This is a genomic window from Streptomyces sp. NPDC037100 (assembly GCF_055606225.1).
The window spans coordinates 891,104-909,898 of the sequence record NZ_JBVJSX010000003.1 but is presented as its reverse complement, the minus strand read 5'-3'; the positions used below and the strand labels follow the sequence as shown (position 1 = coordinate 909,898).

The 18,795-nt window shown below is 71.7% G+C and carries 17 protein-coding genes; 5 read left to right on the top strand and 12 right to left on the bottom strand.

Features of this window, described 5'->3' with window-relative positions:
* Positions 1-527: 527 nt before the first annotated feature.
* Entirely contained in the window at positions 528-1,565 is a 1,038-nt protein-coding gene (gene trpS, locus ACZ7EG_RS14215) for a tryptophan--tRNA ligase (RefSeq protein ID WP_471077005.1), read from the top strand.
* Between the two features lie 44 nt (positions 1,566-1,609).
* Here the strand turns inward: trpS and proC are convergent, their stop codons facing one another.
* The 5 genes from proC to ACZ7EG_RS14190 all read right to left on the bottom strand — a co-directional run bounded on the left by proC (position 1,610) and on the right by ACZ7EG_RS14190 (position 5,999).
* A complete protein-coding gene (proC, locus tag ACZ7EG_RS14210; protein ID WP_471077002.1) occupies positions 1,610-2,422 on the bottom strand; it encodes a pyrroline-5-carboxylate reductase in 813 nt (270 codons plus the stop codon).
* A gap of 104 nt (positions 2,423-2,526) precedes the next feature.
* Complete coding sequence (locus ACZ7EG_RS14205) at positions 2,527-3,306, bottom strand: ABC transporter permease (protein ID WP_471076999.1); 780 nt, start codon at positions 3,304-3,306, stop codon at positions 2,527-2,529.
* The gene (locus ACZ7EG_RS14200) at positions 3,303-4,208 is read right to left on the bottom strand and encodes an ABC transporter ATP-binding protein (protein WP_471076996.1); all 906 of its coding nucleotides are present in this window, start codon (positions 4,206-4,208) and stop codon (positions 3,303-3,305) included. Before ACZ7EG_RS14200 ends, ACZ7EG_RS14205 begins: the two co-directional genes overlap by 4 nt.
* Positions 4,209-4,415: 207 nt before the next feature.
* Entirely contained in the window at positions 4,416-5,249 is an 834-nt protein-coding gene (locus tag ACZ7EG_RS14195; RefSeq protein WP_471076993.1) for a class I SAM-dependent methyltransferase, read from the bottom strand.
* 156 nt (positions 5,250-5,405) lie between these two features.
* Positions 5,406-5,999: a dihydrofolate reductase family protein gene (locus ACZ7EG_RS14190; RefSeq protein WP_471076990.1), complete on the bottom strand. Its 594-nt coding sequence runs from the start codon at positions 5,997-5,999 to the stop codon at positions 5,406-5,408.
* Positions 6,000-6,070: 71 nt separating this feature from the next.
* Between ACZ7EG_RS14190 and ACZ7EG_RS14185 the strand changes: the two genes are divergently transcribed.
* Positions 6,071-6,649 (top strand): TetR/AcrR family transcriptional regulator, encoded by a 579-nt coding sequence (locus ACZ7EG_RS14185; RefSeq protein ID WP_471076987.1) that lies wholly within the window; start codon positions 6,071-6,073, stop codon positions 6,647-6,649.
* Positions 6,650-6,673: 24 nt separating this feature from the next.
* On the opposite strand, the gene ACZ7EG_RS14180 is transcribed toward ACZ7EG_RS14185, so the two are convergent.
* Positions 6,674-7,186 carry an EamA/RhaT family transporter gene (locus ACZ7EG_RS14180; protein WP_471076984.1) on the bottom strand — a complete coding sequence of 171 codons (513 nt, stop codon included), beginning with the start codon at positions 7,184-7,186 and terminating at the stop codon, positions 6,674-6,676.
* Positions 7,187-7,292: 106 nt separating this feature from the next.
* The gene (locus ACZ7EG_RS14175; RefSeq protein WP_189593581.1) at positions 7,293-7,619 is read right to left on the bottom strand and encodes an SH3 domain-containing protein; all 327 of its coding nucleotides are present in this window, start codon (positions 7,617-7,619) and stop codon (positions 7,293-7,295) included.
* A gap of 180 nt (positions 7,620-7,799) precedes the next feature.
* Here ACZ7EG_RS14175 and ACZ7EG_RS14170 point away from each other — a divergent pair, with 180 nt between their 5' ends.
* Positions 7,800-9,896 carry a serine/threonine-protein kinase gene (locus ACZ7EG_RS14170; protein ID WP_471076979.1) on the top strand — a complete coding sequence of 699 codons (2,097 nt, stop codon included), beginning with the start codon at positions 7,800-7,802 and terminating at the stop codon, positions 9,894-9,896.
* A 67-nt stretch (positions 9,897-9,963) separates the two neighbouring features.
* On the opposite strand, the gene ilvD is transcribed toward ACZ7EG_RS14170, so the two are convergent.
* From ilvD to ACZ7EG_RS14150, 4 genes are all read right to left on the bottom strand, one after another.
* On the bottom strand, positions 9,964-11,817 hold the full coding sequence (gene ilvD, locus ACZ7EG_RS14165) for a dihydroxy-acid dehydratase (RefSeq protein ID WP_471076976.1): 1,854 nt from the start codon (positions 11,815-11,817) through the stop codon (positions 9,964-9,966).
* A 139-nt stretch (positions 11,818-11,956) separates the two neighbouring features.
* Positions 11,957-12,589 (bottom strand): TetR/AcrR family transcriptional regulator, encoded by a 633-nt coding sequence (locus tag ACZ7EG_RS14160; protein WP_471076973.1) that lies wholly within the window; start codon positions 12,587-12,589, stop codon positions 11,957-11,959.
* Positions 12,586-13,410 carry a sugar phosphate isomerase/epimerase family protein gene (locus ACZ7EG_RS14155; RefSeq protein WP_351627451.1) on the bottom strand — a complete coding sequence of 275 codons (825 nt, stop codon included), beginning with the start codon at positions 13,408-13,410 and terminating at the stop codon, positions 12,586-12,588. The genes ACZ7EG_RS14160 and ACZ7EG_RS14155 overlap by 4 nt, the downstream gene beginning before the upstream one ends.
* 73 nt (positions 13,411-13,483) lie before the next feature.
* Complete coding sequence (locus ACZ7EG_RS14150; protein ID WP_471076969.1) at positions 13,484-14,425, bottom strand: Ppx/GppA family phosphatase; 942 nt, start codon at positions 14,423-14,425, stop codon at positions 13,484-13,486.
* 83 nt (positions 14,426-14,508) lie between these two features.
* Between ACZ7EG_RS14150 and ACZ7EG_RS14145 the strand changes: the two genes are divergently transcribed.
* Positions 14,509-15,327: a DUF3109 family protein gene (locus ACZ7EG_RS14145; protein WP_471076966.1), complete on the top strand. Its 819-nt coding sequence runs from the start codon at positions 14,509-14,511 to the stop codon at positions 15,325-15,327.
* 79 nt (positions 15,328-15,406) lie between these two features.
* Here the strand turns inward: ACZ7EG_RS14145 and ACZ7EG_RS14140 are convergent, their stop codons facing one another.
* Positions 15,407-17,131 (bottom strand): BACON domain-containing protein, encoded by a 1,725-nt coding sequence (locus tag ACZ7EG_RS14140; protein ID WP_471076963.1) that lies wholly within the window; start codon positions 17,129-17,131, stop codon positions 15,407-15,409.
* Between the two features lie 253 nt (positions 17,132-17,384).
* On the opposite strand from ACZ7EG_RS14140, the gene radA reads away from it, so the two are divergent.
* The gene (radA, locus tag ACZ7EG_RS14135; RefSeq protein WP_104783371.1) at positions 17,385-18,794 is read left to right on the top strand and encodes a DNA repair protein RadA; all 1,410 of its coding nucleotides are present in this window, start codon (positions 17,385-17,387) and stop codon (positions 18,792-18,794) included.
* Position 18,795: the final 1 nt, after the last annotated feature.

The following is an 18,795-nucleotide window of genomic DNA, read 5'->3' as shown; positions in this document are numbered from 1 at the left end:
TTTCCCTTTCCGGCGGTTCCGACTCTATCAGATCCTTTCGGGCCTGATCCCCGGTCAGCGGGGTTTGTCTTCGCGGCTGTTGGGCCGTTCCGACGAGTGAGACTTTAGCGGATTCCCCGGCTCCCGAGCCAATCGGGCTGCCGTGTCCTTTCGAACTGGGATTCCTCATTCCGTAAATACACATGCCAATGAAGCGACGACAGATGTACTGCGCGTCGAATAGTGGTGAGTACCTGCGGATTTGCTGCCCGGGGACCGACCGGAGTCGGCGCTCACGTCGGACAACTCGGAGAACACTACGGATGGGGGTAAGGCGTGTCAACTCGGGGGCGGAGGGCACTTCCGGGGCGTAGCCTGGGCCGCATGACGACGCGTACGTGCACCCAGCTGTGGTGGGCCGCCTGACGGCGGCCGTGCTCACGTATGCACTCGACGGCCGCCGCTTCGGCGGCCGTTTTCGTTTCTCCCTCCCGGAACCACGGAGGGGCGGCCGCCCGGGGTGGCGGTCCCGACCAGGAGGTGGAGAGATGACACGGGTCTTCAGCGGGATCAAGCCGACGGGGCATCTGACGCTGGGGAACTACCTGGGGGCCATGCGGCGGTGGGCCGCGGTCGACCAACACGAGGCCGAGGCCCTGTTCTGCGTCGTCGATCTGCATGCCCTGACCGTGGACCACGATCCCGCACGGGTACGCAGGCTGAGCCGGCAGTCGGCGTCGTTGCTGCTGGCGGCCGGGCTGGATCCGGAGCTCTGCACGGTGTTCGTGCAGAGCCACGTGGACGAGCACGCCCGGCTCTCCTACCTACTGGAGTGCGTGGCCACCGACGGTGAGATGCGGCGGATGATCCAGTACAAGGAGAAGGCCGCGCGGGAGCAGAAGCGGGGCGGGAGCGTGCGGCTGTCACTGCTGACGTATCCCGTGCTGATGGCGGCGGACATCCTGGCGTACGGGGCCGGCGAGGTGCCGGTCGGGGACGACCAGCGGCAGCATGTGGAGCTGGCGCGGGATCTGGCGGTGCGGTTCAACCAGCGGTACGGGCATACGTTCGTGGTGCCGCGGGCCACGCGTCCGGGGGTGGCGGCGCGGGTGATGAACCTTCAGGATCCGGCGTCGAAGATGGGCAAGAGCGACGACGTCGGGCCGGGGATCGTCTATCTGCTGGACGAGCCGGACGTGGTGCGCAAGAAGGTGATGCGGGCCGTGACCGACAGCGGGCGGGAGGTCGTGTACGACCGGGAGGCCCGGCCGGGGCTCGCGAATCTGCTGGAGATCCTCGCGGCGTGCACGGGTGGGGACCCCGAGTCGTTGAGTGGTGCGTACACGTCGTACGGGGCTTTGAAGAGGGACACCGCCGAGGCCGTGGTCGAGGTGCTGCGGCCGCTGCAGAAGAGGCACAAGGAGTTGTGTGCCGATCCCGGTTATGTGGAGGGCGTGCTGCGGGACGGGGCGGGGCGCGCTCGGGGGATGGCTCGGCCGACCGTGGACGCGGCGTATCGGGCGATCGGGTTGCTGCCCGCTGTGGAGGAGGAGATGGTCGCGGCGGGTGGTGGGCTGAGGATGTGAGGGGTGCGGGCGGCCGGGGGCGGGTCGGGCCCGCCCCCGGGTGTTCAGCTGTTGTTGCCCGAGGCCAGGGCGCGGCTGCGGTCGCGGGCGGCTTCGAGGGCGGCGATCAGGGCGGCTCGTACGCCGTGGTTCTCGAGTTCGCGGATGGCGTTGATCGTCGTGCCCGCGGGGGACGTGACGTTCTCTCGGAGCTTGACGGGGTGTTCGCCGCTGTCGCGGAGCATCGTCGCGGCGCCGATGGCGGACTGGACGATCAGGTCGTGGGCCTTGTCGCGGGGCAGGCCGAGGAGGATGCCGGCGTCGGTCATGGCTTCGACCAGGTAGAAGAAGTAGGCCGGGCCGGAGCCGGACAGGGCGGTGCAGGCGTCCTGCTGGGACTCGGGGACGCGGAGCGTCTTGCCGACGGCGCCGAAGATCTCCTCGGTGTGGGCGAGGTGGTCGGCGGTGGCGTGGGTGCCGGCGGAGATGACGGACATCGCCTCGTCGACGAGGGCGGGGGTGTTCGTCATGACGCGGACGACCGGGGTGTCGGGGGCGAGGCGTTCCTCGAAGTAGGACGTGGGGATGCCGGCGGCGCCGCTGATGACCAGGCGGTCGGCGGGGACGTGGGGGGCGAGCTCGTCGAGCAGCGTGCCCATGTCCTGCGGTTTGACCGTGAGGATCAGGGTGTCGGCGGTCTTGGCGGCTTCGGGGTTGGTGACCGGGGTGACGCCGTAGCGGGTGCGGAGTTCCTCGGCTCGTTCCGGGCGGCGGGCGGTGACCAGGAGGTCGGACGGGGTCCAGCCGGCGCGGATCATTCCGCTGAGCAGGGCCTCGCCGATCTTGCCGGTGCCGAGGACTGCGACTTTCTGGGTCATGGCGCGGGGTGCCTCCGAAGGGTGCGTCGTCCGGGGTCCATCCTCGCACTGGGGAGTGGGGGACGGCCCGGGTGTCCGCTGGGCGGGATGTCGCGCCGGGCCGGCTACGCCGTCCGGCGCCTGAGGGTCGCTGCGCCCAGGATCAGGACCAGGAGTGCGCAGCCCGCGACGATCAGGACGTCCCGGACGAAGGTGGCGGTCATGTCCGTGTGGCGCAGGACCTCGTTCATGCCGTCGACGGCGTACGACATGGGGAGGACGTCGGAGAGGGCCTCCAGGGCCGGGTGCATGGTGTCGCGCGGGGTGAACAGGCCGCACAGGAGGAGCTGCGGGAAGATCACCGCCGGCATGAACTGGACCGCCTGGAACTCCGAGGCCGCGAAGGCCGAGACGAAGAGGCCGAGGGCCGTGCCGAGGAGGGCGTCGAGGAGGGCCACCAGGAGGAGGAGCCAGGGGCTGCCGGTGACGTCGAGGCCGAGGAACCAGAGCGCGAGGCCCGTGGCCAGGGCGGACTGGATGATCGCGAGGGTGCCGAAGGCGAGGGCGTAGCCGGCGATGAGGTCGCCTTTGCCGAGGGGCATGGCGAGGAGGCGTTCGAGGGTGCCCGAGGTGCGTTCGCGCAGGGTGGCGATGGACGTCACCAGGAACATCGTGATCAGCGGGAAGATCCCCAGGAGGGACGCGCCGATGTTGTCGAAGGTGCGCGGGCTGCCGTCGAAGACGTAGCGCAGCAGGAACAGCATCACGCAGGGGACGAGGATCATCAGTGCGATGGTGCGGGGGTCGTGGGTGAGCTGGCGGAGGACCCGGGCCGCGGTGGCGGTGGTGCGGGAGGCGTTCAGGGCCCTCGGTGGGGTGGCCGGCCGGGTCGCGGTGGTGGTCATCGGGTCGTCTCCTTGGCGTCCTTCGTGCCCTTCGTGTCCTTCGTGTCCTTCGTGTCCTTCGTGTCCTTCGTGTCCTTCGCTTCTTTCGTGCGGGCTGCTGCTTTCGCCTCGTCCACCAGGCGCAGGAAGGCCTCCTCGACGGTGGCGGCGCCGGTGCGGGTGCGCAGGGCGTCGGGGGTGTCGTCGGCGAGGAGTTCGCCGTCGCGCATGAGGAGGAGGCGGTGGCAGCGTTCGGCCTCGTCCATGACGTGGGAGGAGACGAGGAGGGTGGCGCCGCGGCCGGTCGCGATGTCGTGGAAGAGGTTCCACAGGTCGCGGCGCAGGACCGGGTCGAGGCCGACGGTCGGTTCGTCGAGGACCAGGAGTTCCGGGGAGCCGAGGAGGGCGACGGCCAGGGAGACACGGTTGCGCTGGCCGCCGGAGAGGGTGCCGGCGAGGGCGTCGGTGTGGGTGGTGAGGTCTACGTCGGCGATGGCGCGGGTGACGTTGTCGTCGCGGCGGTCCGTTGCAGGTCGGCCGGGGTCGAGGATCGCGGCGAAGTAGTCGAGGTTCTGGCGGACGGTCAGGTCGTCGTAGACGGACGGGGCCTGGGTGACGTAGCCGATGCGGGTGCGCAGGGTGGGGTGTCCGGCGGGGTGGCCGAGGACGTCGAGGGTGCCGGTGACCTTGGCCTGGGTGCCGACGAGGGCGCGCATGAGGGTGGACTTGCCGCAGCCGGAGGGGCCGAGGAGGCCGGTGATCTGGCCCCGGGGGACGGTGAAGCCGAGGTTGCGCAGGACCGTGCGGGGGCCGCGGACGACGCTGAGGTTCTCGGCGTGGACGGCTGTGGTGCCCGGGTCCGAGGACTGGCCGGGGGTGGGTGCCGGGCCCGGGCGTGGCGAGCCGGGAGCATTATTCATCATGCGATGAATAATGCTCCCGGGGGTGGGGCGCGTCAAGCGCCGGTGTGGGGCGGACTTCGGGCGGGTGCGCGTCGGGCCGGGGCCTCGGCGAGAAACGAGTCCGCGCCAGGCCAGGGACACGGCGAGAAACGAGTCCGCGCCAGGCCAGGGACACGGCGAGAAACGAGTCCGCGTCAGGCCAGGGACACGGCGAGAAACGAGTGCGCGTCAGGCCGGGGACTCGGCGAGGAAGAGGACCACCTCGTAGACCTCCTCCACGAAACCGTCCGGGAAGGTGCGGAGGAGGTGCTCGCGTTCCTCGGCCAGGAACGACGCCGTGTGTTCCGCGTCGTGCGTGAGGAAAACCGAGTGGCTGCCGATGTTGGCGAGGTGGGTGTCGACCGGGACGCGGCGGCTCCAGCGCACCGTGCGGCGGGTGAAGTCGAGGAGGCCGGTGGGGTCGGCGGCACGGGCGTCGACGTTGCGCTTCTCGGCGGAGACGTCGATGCGGAAGTGGCGCTCGATGCGGGCGGCGGCCTCGGCGATCCAGGGGACGTCGAGCGCGTCGGTGTTCCACCACAGGGCGAGGGCGCCGCCGGGGCGCAGGACGCGCAGGGCTTCCGGAACGGCGCGGGCGGGGTCGGTCCAGTGCCAGGCCTGGGCGTAGGTGACGAGGTCGACGGAGGCGTCGGTGAGGGGGAGGTCGTCGCCCGTGCCGCGGATGACCGGGATGTCGGGCAGGGTGCGGCGGAACTGGGCCGCCATGCCGTCTCCGGGTTCCACGGCGACGACGTCCGCGCCCCGGGCGTGCAGGAGGGCGGTGGCGATGCCGGTGCCGGCGCCGACGTCCGCGACGCGGGTGCCGGTGAGGGGACGGCCGGTCAGGTCTTCTATCGCGTCGAAGAGGGCCGGGGGGTAGGAGGGGCGGTTGGCGGCGTACTGGGCCGCCGCGGCGTTGAAGGAGTGGGCTCGGGCGCTTCGGGTGGGCTCGGGGGTGTCGGCAGGAGGTTCGGGGGTCGGGTCGGCTCCGGTGGGGTGGTGGGCGGAGGGCGATGTGGTCATACGGCCATGGTGGCCGGGGGCGGGGTGGGGTGCGGTGAGATTTCGGTGAGATCGGCGGGGGCAGATCCTGTCGGGCGAGGCTCTGTTGCCCGAGCGGATGCCGAAGTGGGGTGGACGGTCGGGCCGTTCGGGCGTCGAGAGCAGCGGGGAAATGCCCTAGCGGCGGGTGAGGCGGGTGAGGGTGACGCCGTTGGGGAAGGCGGTGCGCTCGGCGACATCGAAGACGGTGGGGTCGAAGGCGCCGTCGAACGCCGGCACTCCGGCGCCGGCGACCACCGGGTAGTGCTTGACGACCAGTTCGTCGATCTCGGGCAGGAGGGCGCCGGCGAGCTTGCCGCCGCCGCAGAGCCATACGTTCAGGTCGCTGTCCTCCTCCTTCTTGAGTGCGCGGACCAGGCCGAGCGGGTCGCCCGGGGCGACGGTGACGGCCGGGTCGGCGTCGGGCCGGAGCGTGCTGGACACCACGTACTGGCGCAGGTGCGCGTAAGGGCTGGTGACCCCCTGTTCGAAGGGGGCGCGGTAGGTGCCGAGGCCCATGACGACGGTGTCGAAGTACCGGTTGGGGGTGTCGGCGAGGCCGGCGGCGGCGCGGTAGGCGGTCGGGACCGTCTCGGGGTAGAGGGTGTTGGCCCAGGCGCTGTAGGCGGCGGCCTGCCGTTCGTCACCGGCGGGGAAGAAGTCGTACTCGCCGTCGGGGCCGGCGATGCGGCCGTCGAGCGTGACGGCGATGTAGTACACGAGTTTTCGCATTCCTGATAACTCCATGCGTAGTACTCTCCTTGAAGTGATGTGAAAGTAGTACTACAACTGGAGTGGTGTCAATGGTGCGACGGAACGACCAGCGGCGTGCCGCGCTCGTCGACGCGGCGATCGAGGTGCTGGCCAGGGAGGGTGCCCGGGGTCTGACGTTCCGGGCGGTGGATGCCGAGGCCGCCGTACCGACGGGGACCGCGTCCAACTACTTCGCCAACCGGGACGACCTCCTCACCCAGGCCGGTGCCCGGGTCTACGAGCGGCTCCAGCCCGACGACGCGACGATCGCCCGCCAGCGGGCGGCCGGCCGCGACCGGGAGACCTACGTGGTGCTGATGCGGGAGCTCGTCGGCCGCGTCGCCGGGTTCCGCACCGGGTACCTCGCCCTGCTCGAACTGCGTCTCGAGGCCACGCGTCGTCCCGAACTGCGCAAGGTCCTCACCGAGCGGGTCCGTGCCGATGTCGATGCCAACGTCGCGTACCACGAGGCCTCCGGCCTCCCCGGCGACGCCATGGCCGTCAAGCTGCTCATGCTGACCCTGAACTGGCTGATCGTCGAGCAGCTCACCCTGCCGGACGTCTTCACCGAGGCGGAGCGCGAAGAGCTGGTGACGGCGGCGGTCGAGCGCATCGTGGCGGAGCGGTAGGCGGCAGGGCCTCGCTGGTGGCGGCTACGCGCGGCGGCGGTTCTTCGGGTTGCCCGAGCGGCGGGTCGTGCGCTTCTCGTACTGCTTGCGGGCCTCTTCGTACTCCTCGCGGTGGAGCCTCTCGCCGGGGGCCTCGGTGAGGGAGCGGAAGAAGTAGGCGAGGAGGGAGCCGACGAAGCCGACGGTCAGGAGGCCGCGCAGGGACGCCTGGCGGTCCGGGTCGGGGCGGCGGGTGAAGCCGTCCCAGGTGTGGCGGAAGGCCATCGCGCTGCAGATCGCGAACATCACGACCATGAGGAGCGTGACGAAGCCGCCGATCGCGGCGATCTGGAGGCCCTGGTAGGCGAGGCGGAGGACGAGGCAGGAGGCGGCGGCTGCCGCGAGGGAGCCGCCGGCGACCGCGATGCGGCGTGCGGTGTAGCCGTTGTCGTGGTTCAGCCAGGTCGTGCCGAAGAAGCGCAGGGGCTCTGGTCGGGGGCCGAGGGCCTCGGCCGTGGAGCCCGCGGGAGTGGCACGGGTGCTGTCGTCTGCACTCACGGGTCGATTATGACCCTTGCCGGACCGCGGGCTCCGTGCGGGCTAGCCGCAGCGGGAGGCGACGTAGCCGTCGCTGCCCGTCTTGCCCCTGGGGTTGTGTGGGTGGTCAGGAGCAGCGCGGGCGGATGTAGCCGTCGCTGCCGGTCTGTACATAGGCGTCCGAGATGTACTGACCGTTGTCGATGTTGTCCCAGATGCTCGTCGTGCCGTACGGGCCCGTCACCCTGGTGCCCGGCGACTGGCAGAAGATCGCCACCTTCGCCCCTTCGGGCAGGACCCGGACGACGGTGTAGTTGGTGCCGGGGCCGCTGCGGACGTTGACACGGACGCCCGGCGCGACCGAGTAGTAGCGCAGTGCCGTGGTGGTGGCCTCGGCGGTGTGCGCTTCCGCCCCCTGGCCGCTCACTGTCTCTTCGACGCGGTCGACAGACATGGAAAACCTCCCCCGTTGGACCCATGACTGTCATGGGTCCCGTTGATTCCCCTGAATCACGACATGAAACACATGTGCGCAACTCGCACGCGGAGACTAGCAAGCCGCCTCTGCCTCGTACGAGTCATCGACTAGGCTCCGTGCGTCGCGCGCGCGGACGAAGATCACGGGGGTGGTTCCATGGCGCCGCAGAGCAACACCGGGGCGGGCGCTGAAGCGGAACGTCCCGAGTACGCCGGTCACTACCAGCTCGAGTCGGCTCTGGGCTCCGGCGGCATGGGCATCGTGCATCTCGCGCGCAGCACCTCGGGGATGAAGCTGGCGGTGAAGGTCGTCCATGCCCAGTTCGCCAAGGATCCCGAGTTCAGAGGGCGGTTCAGGCAGGAGGTGGCGGCCGCGCGACAGGTCAGCGGTGCTTTCACCGCGTCCGTCGTCGACGCCGACTCGGAGGCCGAAAGGCCCTGGATGGCCACTCTGTTCATCCCCGGCCCGACCCTGTCCGACCATGTGAAGCGGAACGGGGCCATGAGCCCCGCCGAGTTGCGCCGCCTGATGGCCGGACTGGCCGAGGCGCTGCGGGACATCCACCGCGTCGGCGTGGTCCACCGGGATCTCAAGCCGAGCAACGTACTCCTCGCCGAGGACGGACCCAAGGTCATCGACTTCGGCATCTCCCGGCCGAAGAACAGCGAACTGCGCACCGAGACGGGCAAGTTGATCGGTACCCCGCCCTTCATGGCACCGGAGCAGTTCCGGCGCCCCCGGGAGGTGGGGCCCGCCGCCGACGTGTTCGCGCTCGGGTCGGTGATGGTGCACGCGGCCACGGGGCGGGGGCCGTTCGACTCGGACAGCCCGTACGTCGTCGCCTACCAGGTCGTGCATGACGAGCCGGATCTGACCGGCGTTCCGGAGAGTCTCGCGCCGCTGGTGGTGCGGTGCCTCGCCAAAGAGCCCGGGGACCGGCCGACCCCGGACGAGTTGATGCGGGAGCTGCGGTCGGTGGCCGCCTCGTACGACACACAAGCGTTCATACCGGCGCAGCGGACCGGGGACACGCCGCAGCCCGAACCGAAGCCGCGCGTCGAAGAGAGCCAACGGCGGCCCACGAGGCACCGGGGCAAGTGGCCGCTCGTCGGGGCCGGGCTCCTCGGCGTGGCCGCCGCCGTCGCGCTGGGCTCGGTGTACCTGCTCGGCGGTGACAACCCGTCCCCGGTGAGCGGCCACGCGCCACGCACCACGCCGGCCGAGTTCAGCCCGTGGGAGACGACATCGGCACCCGAGAAGGGAACGCCGGAGTGCTCGTACGGGAAAGGGGTGTTGGTCTGCGCGCAGAGGGGCCGTGTCTTCGCGCTCGACCCGTCGGACGGGCGTCAGTTGTGGCGGCAGACCGCCGCCTCGGCGCAGGGCGGACGGCCCGTCGTTTCCGGTGGCCTCGTGCAACCCGCGCTGGATCGCAGCACCCACCTTCAGGCCCTCGATCCCGGCACAGGCAGGACGCGTTGGCGGCAGACCGTGCCGCCGTACAACGGGCTGACGTACGCGGGTTCCATGATCCTGGTCACCGGCGTGGACGGCACGGTCACCGGCCTGGACAGCGCTTCGGGGCGGACGAAATGGAGCCACCGGATCCAGGGCCACCAGAGCCCGTACTTCGCCTCCTTCGCCGGGGATCCGCTGGCCTACGCCACGAGCACGTCGGAGAACGGGGCCACCACGCGCGTCACCGCGGTCGCCCCGGAGACGGGCAAGGTGCGCTGGGACGTACGGCTGAAGGGATCACTGCAACCGGTCGGCACGGCCGGCGGCTCGGTCTTCTTCGTCTCCGTCGACGCGGTCTACGCAGAGGCGAAGGCCGTGGTGCGCTACACGCCGGACGACGGGGTCTCCCGTCGGGTGGCGCTGCCCGTGCCGCTCGAGCAGCCCCAGGCAACGGTGAGCGGGAACCTGGTGTACCTCATGGGGGGCGGCGGATCGCTGGTGGCGGTCGACATGGAGGCGCGGAAGCAGACGTGGAGCCTGGAGACCGCGGTGTCACGAGGTTCCGCGCCGGTGACCGACGATCGGTACGTCTACTTCTCCGCACCTGACGGGCGGCTGCTGGGCGTGGACGCGCGCGAGGGCCGCCTGCTCGGGCAGACACGTCCACGCCTCGGCACCAACGCGGACCGGATCGCCGACGCGGTGCCCGCCCCCGTGCTCGCTGACGCCCGTCTCTACGCCGCCGCGCCCGACGGCACCGTTTTCTCCGTCCCGGCGGGCAACCCCGCCGTCTGGTGACACGGGTGAGGGGCCGCCTCCTGGGAAACGACCCCTCAGACCTGAGTTCGGACCGGCCGACCGAGGCTCAGCCCAGCTTCGACACGTCCCGCACCGCGCCCTTGTCCGCGCTCGTCGCCATCGCCGCGTAGGCCCGCAGCGCCGCCGAGACCTTGCGGTCGCGGTTCTTCGGGGCGTACACGCCGTTCAGCGCCTGTTCGCGGAGGGCCAGTTCGGCGTCGTCCACCAGCAGTTCGATGGAGCGGTTCGGGATGTCGATGCGGATCCGGTCGCCGTCCTCGACCAGGGCGATGGTGCCGCCCGCGGCCGCCTCGGGCGAGGCGTGGCCGATGGAGAGGCCGGAGGTGCCGCCGGAGAAGCGGCCGTCCGTGACCAGCGCGCAGGTCTTCCCGAGGCCGCGGCCCTTCAGGTACGAGGTCGGGTAGAGCATCTCCTGCATGCCGGGGCCGCCCTTGGGGCCCTCGTAGCGGATGACGACGACGTCGCCGTCCTTGACCTGCTGGGTGAGGATCTTCTGGACGGCCTCCTCCTGCGACTCGCAGACGACCGCCGGACCCTCGAAGGTCCAGATGGACTCGTCGACGCCGGCCGTCTTCACGACGCAGCCGTCGACCGCCAGGTTGCCCTTGAGGACCGCGAGGCCGCCGTCCTTGGAGTAGGCGTGCTCGGCGGAGCGGATGCAGCCGCCCTCGGCGTCCTCGTCCAGGGCCTCCCAGCGCTCGGACTGGGAGAAGGCCTCGGCGGAGCGGACACAGCCGGGAGCCGCGTGCCACAGTTCGACCGCCTCGGCGGACGGGGAGCCGCCGCGCACGTCCCAGGTCTTCAGCCAGTCGCCGAGGGACGGGCTGTGGACGGAGTGCACGTCCTCGTTGAGCAGGCCGGCCCGGTGCAGCTCGCCGAGCAGGGCGGGGATGCCGCCGGCGCGGTGCACGTCCTCCATGTAGTACGTGCGGTCCTTCGCGACGTTGGGGGCGACCTTGGCCAGGCACGGCACCCGCCGGGAGACCTCGTTGATCTCGTCCAGGCCGAAGGGGACGCCCGCCTCCTGGGCGGCTGCCAGCAGATGCAGGATCGTGTTGGTGGAACCGCCCATGGCGATGTCGAGGGCCATGGCGTTCTCGAAGGCCGCGACGGACGCCACGCTGCGCGGCAGGACCGTCTCGTCGTCCTGCTCGTAGTAGCGGCGGGTGATGTCCATGACCGTGTTCGCCGCGTTCACGTACAGCTGCTTGCGGGCCGTGTGGGTGGCGAGGACCGAGCCGTTGCCCGGGAGGGACAGGCCGATGGCCTCGGTCAGGCAGTTCATCGAGTTGGCGGTGAACATGCCGGAACAGGAACCGCAGGTCGGACAGGCGTTCTCCTCGATGCGGAGGATGTCCTCGTCCGAGATCTTGTCGTTCACGGCGTCGGAGATCGCGTCGACCAGGTCGAGGGTGCGGACCGTGCCGTCGACGAGCGTGGCGCGGCCGGACTCCATGGGGCCGCCGGAGACGAAGACCGTCGGGATGTTCAGCCGCAGGGCGGCGTTCAGCATGCCCGGGGTGATCTTGTCGCAGTTGGAGATGCAGATCAGGGCGTCGGCGCAGTGCGCCTCGACCATGTACTCCACGCTGTCCGCGATCAGGTCGCGGGAGGGCAGGGAGTACAGCATGCCGCCGTGGCCCATGGCGATGCCGTCGTCAACGGCGATCGTGTTGAACTCGCGCGGGATGCCGCCGGCGGCGACGACCGCCTCGCTGACGATCCGGCCGACCGGCGCCAGGTGCGTGTGCCCCGGCACGAACTCGGTGAAGCTGTTGGCGACCGCGATGATCGGCTTGCGGCCGATGTCCCCGCCCGGTACACCGGAGGCGCGCATAAGGGCGCGGGCGCCCGCCATGTTGCGGCCGTGGGTGACTGTGCGGGACCTCAGCTCGGGCATCGTCGCTCGCTCCTTCAGAGACGGCGTCAGAGAGTTCGGAGATTTCTGACTGCTACCGAGCGTACGCCGGTCATCCAGTGGGCGGGACGGTGCGTCCGGAATGCGGGACGACCGTCTCGGACCACGGCACCCGCAGGGATTACGGATCGGTCAGGTGTCCCTGTACGACCGGGGCCAGCCGTGCGATGACCTGCTCCGGATCCGCCGAGGCCAGTGGCTCGATCTTGAGGACGTACCGCAGGATGGCGGTGCCCACGAGCTGGGCGGCGGCGAGCTCGGCCCGCAGCTCGGCGTCCGGCAGCTCCAGCTGCACGGCGATGCGGTGCAGCACCTGGGTGGCGACGATCCGCCGGAAGACGGCGGCCGCGGCCTCGTTGGTGAGGGCGGAGCGGACGACGGCGAGCAGCGGCGCGCGGGTCGCCGGGTTCTCCCAGACGCCGAAGAAGAAGCGGGCCAGGCGCTCCCCCACCCCGTCGAGCGGGCCCTCCTCGATGGCCTTCGGCGCTTGCAGGGCCGGTCCGAAGGACTGGGTGATCGCCGCCTCGAAGACCTGCTCCTTCGTCCCGAAGTAGTGATGCACGAGCGCCGAGTCGACCCCGGCGGCCTTGGCGATGCCGCGCACGGACGTCTTCTCGTAACCGCGCTCGGAGAACTCGTCGCGGGCGGCGGTCAGGATGCGGTCGCGGGTGTCCGCCGACTCGGTTCGCGGGGGGCGGCCGCGGCGTCGGGCGGCGGAGCCGGACGCGCTGCCGGCCGGGGGCCGGCCGGTCATCGCCGTGGCACCTTCACCGCCGAGGCCAGGTGCAGGCGGGTGAAGGCCAGGGCCTCCGCCAGGTCGGCCTCGCGTTCCGCGCTCGACATCGCGCGGCGGGTGTTGACCTCGATGACGACGTGCCCGTCGAAGCCGGTCAGAGCGAGCCGCTCCAGCACCTCGGCGCAGGGCTGGGTGCCGCGGCCGGGCACCAGGTGCTCGTCCTTGGCCGAGCCCCGCCCGTCGGCGAGGTGCACGTGGCCGAGGCGGTCCCCCATGCGGTCGACCATGTCGAGGGCGTCGGAGCGAGCCGTCGCGGTGTGACTGAGGTCGATCGTGAAGTGCCGGTAGTCGTCCTTCGTGACGTCCCAGTCGGGGGCGTACGCGAGCATCTCGCGGTCGCGGTAGCGCCAGGGGTACATGTTCTCGACGGCGAACCGTACGTCCGTCTCGTTCGCCATGCGCCAGATGCCGGCGACGAAGTCCCGGGCGTACTGGCGCTGCCAGCGGAACGGGGGGTGGACGACGACCGTGCTCGCGTCGAGCTTCTCCGCCGCCGCGCGGGCCCGCTGGAGCTTGGTCCACGGGTCGGTGGACCAGACGCGCTGCGTGATGAGCAGACAGGGGGCGTGCACGGCCAGGACCGGGATCTGGTGGTAGTCGCTGAGTCTGCGCAGGGCCTCGATGTCCTGGCTGACCGGGTCGGTCCAGACCATGACCTCGACCCCGTCGTAGCCGAGGCGTGCGGCGATCTCGAAGGCCGTGGCCGTCGACTCCGGGTAGACCGAGGCCGTCGACAGGGCGACCTTCGCGTCCGGGATCTTCACGGCTGGCTCTGCCATGCAGGACAGATTACGGGGTGTGGTCGGGGTGGGGTGGGGGGCCTCTTGGCCGTTGTGGTGTTTGCCATAGCGTTCAGCCCCCCAACGCCGACTCCATCTGATCCAGGCGACGCAGGATCACGCCCTCCCGCAGCGCCCAGGGGCATATCTCCACGCGCTCCACGCCGAAGAGGTCCAGCGCGGCCTCGGCCACCAGGGCACCCGCCAGGAGCTGGCCGGCCCTGCCCTCCGAGACGCCCGGCAGCTCCGCGCGCTCCCGCTCCGTCATGGCGGCCAGCCGCGGGACCCAGCCCTCCAGGGACTCCCGCTTGAGCTCGCGCTGGACGTAGAGGCCCTCGGCGGAGCGGGCCGCGCCGGCGATGCGGGCCAGCTGCTTGAAGGTCTTCGAGGTGGCGACGACGTGGTCGGGGGTGCCGAAGCGGCTGAACTCGCCGACCGTGCGGGCGATCTCGGTGCGGACATGGCGGCGCAGGGCGCGGACGTCCTCCGGGTCGGGCGGATCACCGGGCAGCCAGCCGGCGGTGAGACGGCCGGCGCCCAGCGGCAGCGAGGCGGCCGCGTCGGGCTCCTCGTCGATGCCGTAGGCGACCTCCAGGGAGCCGCCGCCGATGTCCAGGACCAGCAGCTTCCCGGCCGACCAGCCGAACCAGCGGCGGGCGGCGAGGAAGGTCAGCCGGGCCTCCTCGGAGCCGGTGAGGACCTGCAGCTCGACGCCGGTCTCGGTGCGCACGCGTTCGAGGACGTCGTCGGCGTTCCGGGCCTCCCGTACGGCGGAGGTCGCGAACGGGAGGACCTCCTCGACACCCTTGTCCTCGGCGGCCTGGAGCGCCTCCTTGATCACCGAGACCAGCCGGTCGACGCCGTGGGGGCCGATCGCGCCGTCGTCGTCGAGGAGCTGGGCCAGGCGCAGTTCCGCCTTGTGCGAGTGGGCGGGAAGCGGGCACGCGCCGGGGTGCGCGTCCACCACGAGCAGATGCACCGTGTTCGATCCCACGTCGAGGACACCGAGTCTCATGTACGGAACGCTACTGCCCTGTGGGCCGTCCGCCGTCCTCGGCTGGGGTACAAGGCCCGTACCCGGACCCGTACTCTGGACACGTGCCAAAGACGAAAAAGGCGAAGCGCGACAAATCACCGGCTGTCGTGGACTCCGACGAGAAGGGCCTCGACTTCGCTCGCGCGTGGGTGGAGTTTCCTGATCCGGCGGACGACGAGCAGGTCTTCCGCTGCGATCTGACATGGCTGACCTCTCGCTGGAACTGCATCTTCGGCAGCGGCTGCCAGGGCATCCAGGCGGGCCGCGCGGACGACGGGTGCTGCACGTTGGGTGCCCACTTCTCCGACGAGGACGACGAGAAGCGCGTCGCCGAGCATGTGGCCAGGCTCACGCCGGACATCTGGCAGCACCACGCCGAGGGCACGCGGGGCGGCTGGGTCTCCGAGGACGAGGACGGCGAGCGGCAGACGCGGCCCTTCCAGGGCTCGTGCATCTTCCAGAACCGGCCCGGATTCGAGGGCGGCATGGGCTGCTCGCTGCACATCCTCGCCCTGAAGGAGGGCCGCGAGCCGCTGGAGACCAAGCCGGACGTGTGCTGGCAGCTGCCGGTGCGGCGGACGTACGAGTGGATCGACCGGCCCGACGACACGCGCGTGCTGCAGGTGTCCATCGGTGAGTACGACCGGCGCGGCTGGGGCCCGGGCGGCCACGACCTGCACTGGTGGTGCACGTCGGCGACCTCGGCGCACGGCGCGGGCGATCCCGTCTACGTCTCCTACCGGCCGGAGCTGATCGAGCTGATGGGCAAGGCCGGTTACGACCGGCTGGTCGAGCTGTGCGAGGAGCGGCTGGCCTCGCAGCTGCCGCTGCTGGCACCGCATCCCGCGGATCCCGCGCATCCGGCGAGCCCCGGGGCCTGAGGGGCCGGCTACGACGTGACCGCGCTCGGGCCGCCGCTGTCCGAGGACGGGGCGTCGAGTCCGCAGGGTCGGGGGGCCGCTACGACGTGACCGCGCTCGGGTCGCCGCTGTCCGAGGACGGGGGCGTCGAGTCCTCCGGGTCGGTCGGGCCCGGGTCCGTCGGGGTGGGTGTGGGATCCGGGTCGGTCGACGGGGGCGGGGTGGTCGGCGTCGGATCGGGGTCCGGGGCGGCGGTCGTGGGCGTCGGGTCGGGGTGGGGCGGCACCGGGTCGCCCGGGTCGCTGGGGCGGGGGTCCGGGCCGGAGGGTGTGGGTGCGGTGCCGTAGCCCTCGATGTGGACGACGGCGTCCCCCGGCGCCACCGCCACCTGCGCGTGCCAGGGGCCGGCGGGCTCCCGCAGATGGTCGACGTACACCTTGATCGTCAGCGACTCGCCGGGCCGGAGCGTTCCCGAGGACTGGCTGAGGTAGAGCCACGGGGCTCCCGTGGACGCCGACCAGCGGACCGGGGTCTGACCGTCGGCGGTCAGGGTGACGAGGGTGGTGTCGCCGCTGTTGCCGGCCGTGACCTCCAGGGCGCTCGTGCGGCCGGCGCCGGCGACGCCGAGGACCTCCACGGAGACGTCGGCCTTGCCGTCCTTGCCGAAGCGGGGCCCCGGGCGCGTGCTCGCGTTACCCGTGTTCTCGTACCCGCCGCCCGCCATCTCACCGTCCAGGGCGAACGAGTCGTCCACCTCGAGCGCGGAGGCCGAGCGGCCGTCCTGGCCTTCGCCGATCGGGGTGCCCCGGTAGGCGGCCCACAGGGCCAGCACGGGGGCGGCCACGACGGTGGCGACGACGGTCGTGGTGACGGCACGCGCGCGGAGGCGGTCTCTTCGGGCGGCGTGGTCCTTGGGGTCCATCGGGAAGCCCCGCCGGTCGAAGCGGGGAGCGGCGTTCCGCGCGCGGGGGTGGTGGGCCATGGCGATGTGCACGGCCGCGCGGGGCGCCGGCAGGACGGGCAGCTCGGCGGGCGTGACGCTGGTGCCGGGCCAGCGGCCGGGGATGGCGCGCTCGGCGGTGCGGCGGCAGCGCGGGCAGTCGTCGACGTGCCGCACCAGTTCGCGGCGCAGGGCCGTGCCGAGCACGAGCCGGTCGTCGCCGATGAGGTGCGCGACGCTCGGACACGCCCCGGTCTCGACCACGGCGAGGGCCGCACGCGTGCGTTCCACCTCGCACGCGGCGGAGGCGAGCAGATCGCGGGCGGCGGCCAGGTCCATGCCGAGGACGGCGGCGACCTCGTGGGCGGCGAGGTGGTGGCGCACGGCCAGCTCGAGCGCCTCGCGCTGCTCCGGGGTGGTGCCGGCGGCCTCCGGCCAGGCCAGCAGGGCCAGTTCGCGACGGCGCCGCTCCTGGACCTCCTCGGAGGGGACCGGGGCGGCCGGACGGTCGGCGCGCTGCCGGGCGGTGCGGCCCGCCGCGTGGCTGCTCAGACGTTTCTGCTTGGCCTCGGCCAGCTTGCGCAGGCATGCCCAGCGGGCCAGCGCGTACAGCCAGGCCCTGCGGTCCGCGGGTGCCCCGGGGGCCTGACGGCCGCGGCGTTCGGCGAGTGCGAGGACGTCGCCCAGGGCGGTGGTCGCGGCCTCGTGGTCGCACAGCACCGACAGGCAGTAGGTGAACAGGCCGTCCAGGTACGGCTCGTAGCGCGCGGGCGGCCGCTGCGCCAGCGTGCGCGCCGCTCCGCGGTCGCGCGCTTCCCGGTGCGCCCGATGTGCGCCGGCCGTGCGGGTCGAGCGGGTCGAGATCTCCGGAGTACTGCTCATCATTCGGCGACCGTAGGGGGCCGGGAGTGGCACCTTCCGGCGGCTTGAGCACATTTAATCCGTACGGGTGAAACGATCCCTCAATCGGGGACATGAACCGGTTGTTCCGCCGCCGGCACGGGGTGGCGAACCCCTGGCGCACAGCCGGCCGCCGGGTGTTGTTCCGCCGCCGGCACGGGTGGCGAACCCCTGGCGCGCAGCCGGCCGCCGGCGGCCGGTCCCCGCGATGTCAGTGCCTGCGGCTACGGTTCCGTCCATGGCTGCCCGTACGAAGACCACCAAGGACCGCCCGTCCTACCGCTGCACGGAGTGCGGCTGGCAGACCGCGAAGTGGCTCGGCCGCTGCCCCGAGTGCCAGGCCTGGGGGACGGTCGAGGAGTACGGCGCGCCCGCGGTGCGTACGACGGCACCGGGCCGGGTCACCACCTCCGCCCTGCCCATCGGCCAGGTGGACGGACGGCAGGCCACCGCCCGCCCCACCGGCGTTCCCGAGCTGGACCGCGTGCTCGGCGGCGGGCTGGTGCCCGGCGCGGTGGTGCTGGTCGCGGGCGAGCCGGGGGTCGGCAAGTCCACGCTGCTGCTCGACGTCGCGGCCAAGTCCGCGAGCGACGAGCACCGCACGCTGTACGTCACGGGCGAGGAGTCGGCGAGCCAGGTCCGGCTGCGCGCCGACCGCATCGGCGCCATCGACGACCACCTCTATTTGGCGGCCGAGACGGATCTGGCCGCGGTACTGGGCCACTTGGACGCGGTGAAGCCGTCGCTGCTGATCATGGACTCGGTGCAGACGGTGGCCTCCCCCGAGATCGACGGCGCGCCCGGCGGCATGGCCCAGGTGCGGGAGGTCGCCGGCGCGCTCATCCGGGCCTCCAAGGAACGCGGCATGTCCACGCTGCTGGTGGGCCATGTCACCAAGGACGGCGCGATCGCGGGCCCGCGCCTGCTGGAGCACCTCGTGGACGTCGTCCTGTCCTTCGAGGGCGACCGGCACGCCCGCCTGCGTCTGGTGCGCGGCGTCAAGAACCGTTACGGCACCACCGACGAGGTCGGCTGCTTCGAGCTGCACGACGAGGGCATCACGGGTCTCGCCGACCCGAGCGGGCTCTTCCTGACCCGCCGTGCCGAACCGGTCCCGGGCACCTGCCTGACCGTCACCCTGGAGGGCCGCCGCCCGCTGGTCGCCGAGGTCCAGGCGCTCACGGTCGACTCGCAGATCCCCTCCCCGCGCCGCACCACCTCGGGCCTGGAGACCTCCCGCGTCTCGATGATGCTCGCGGTGCTGGAACAGCGCGGGCGGATCAGCGCCTTGGGCAAAAGGGACATCTACTCCGCGACGGTCGGCGGTGTGAAACTCTCGGAGCCGGCCGCCGACCTGGCCGTCGCCCTCGCCCTGGCGAGTGCGGCGAGTGACACACCTCTCCCGAAGAACCTCGTCGCGATCGGGGAAGTGGGCCTCGCGGGCGAGGTGAGACGCGTCACGGGCGTGCAGCGCAGACTGGCGGAAGCCCACCGTCTGGGCTTCACACATGCCCTGGTACCGGCCGATCCGGGCAAGGTCCCGCCGGGCATGAAGGTCCTGGAAGTCGCGGACATAGGGGACGCCCTGCGGGTCCTTCCCCGCTCCCGTCGCCGAGAGGCCCCACAGGACGAGGAGGGTCGCCGGTAGA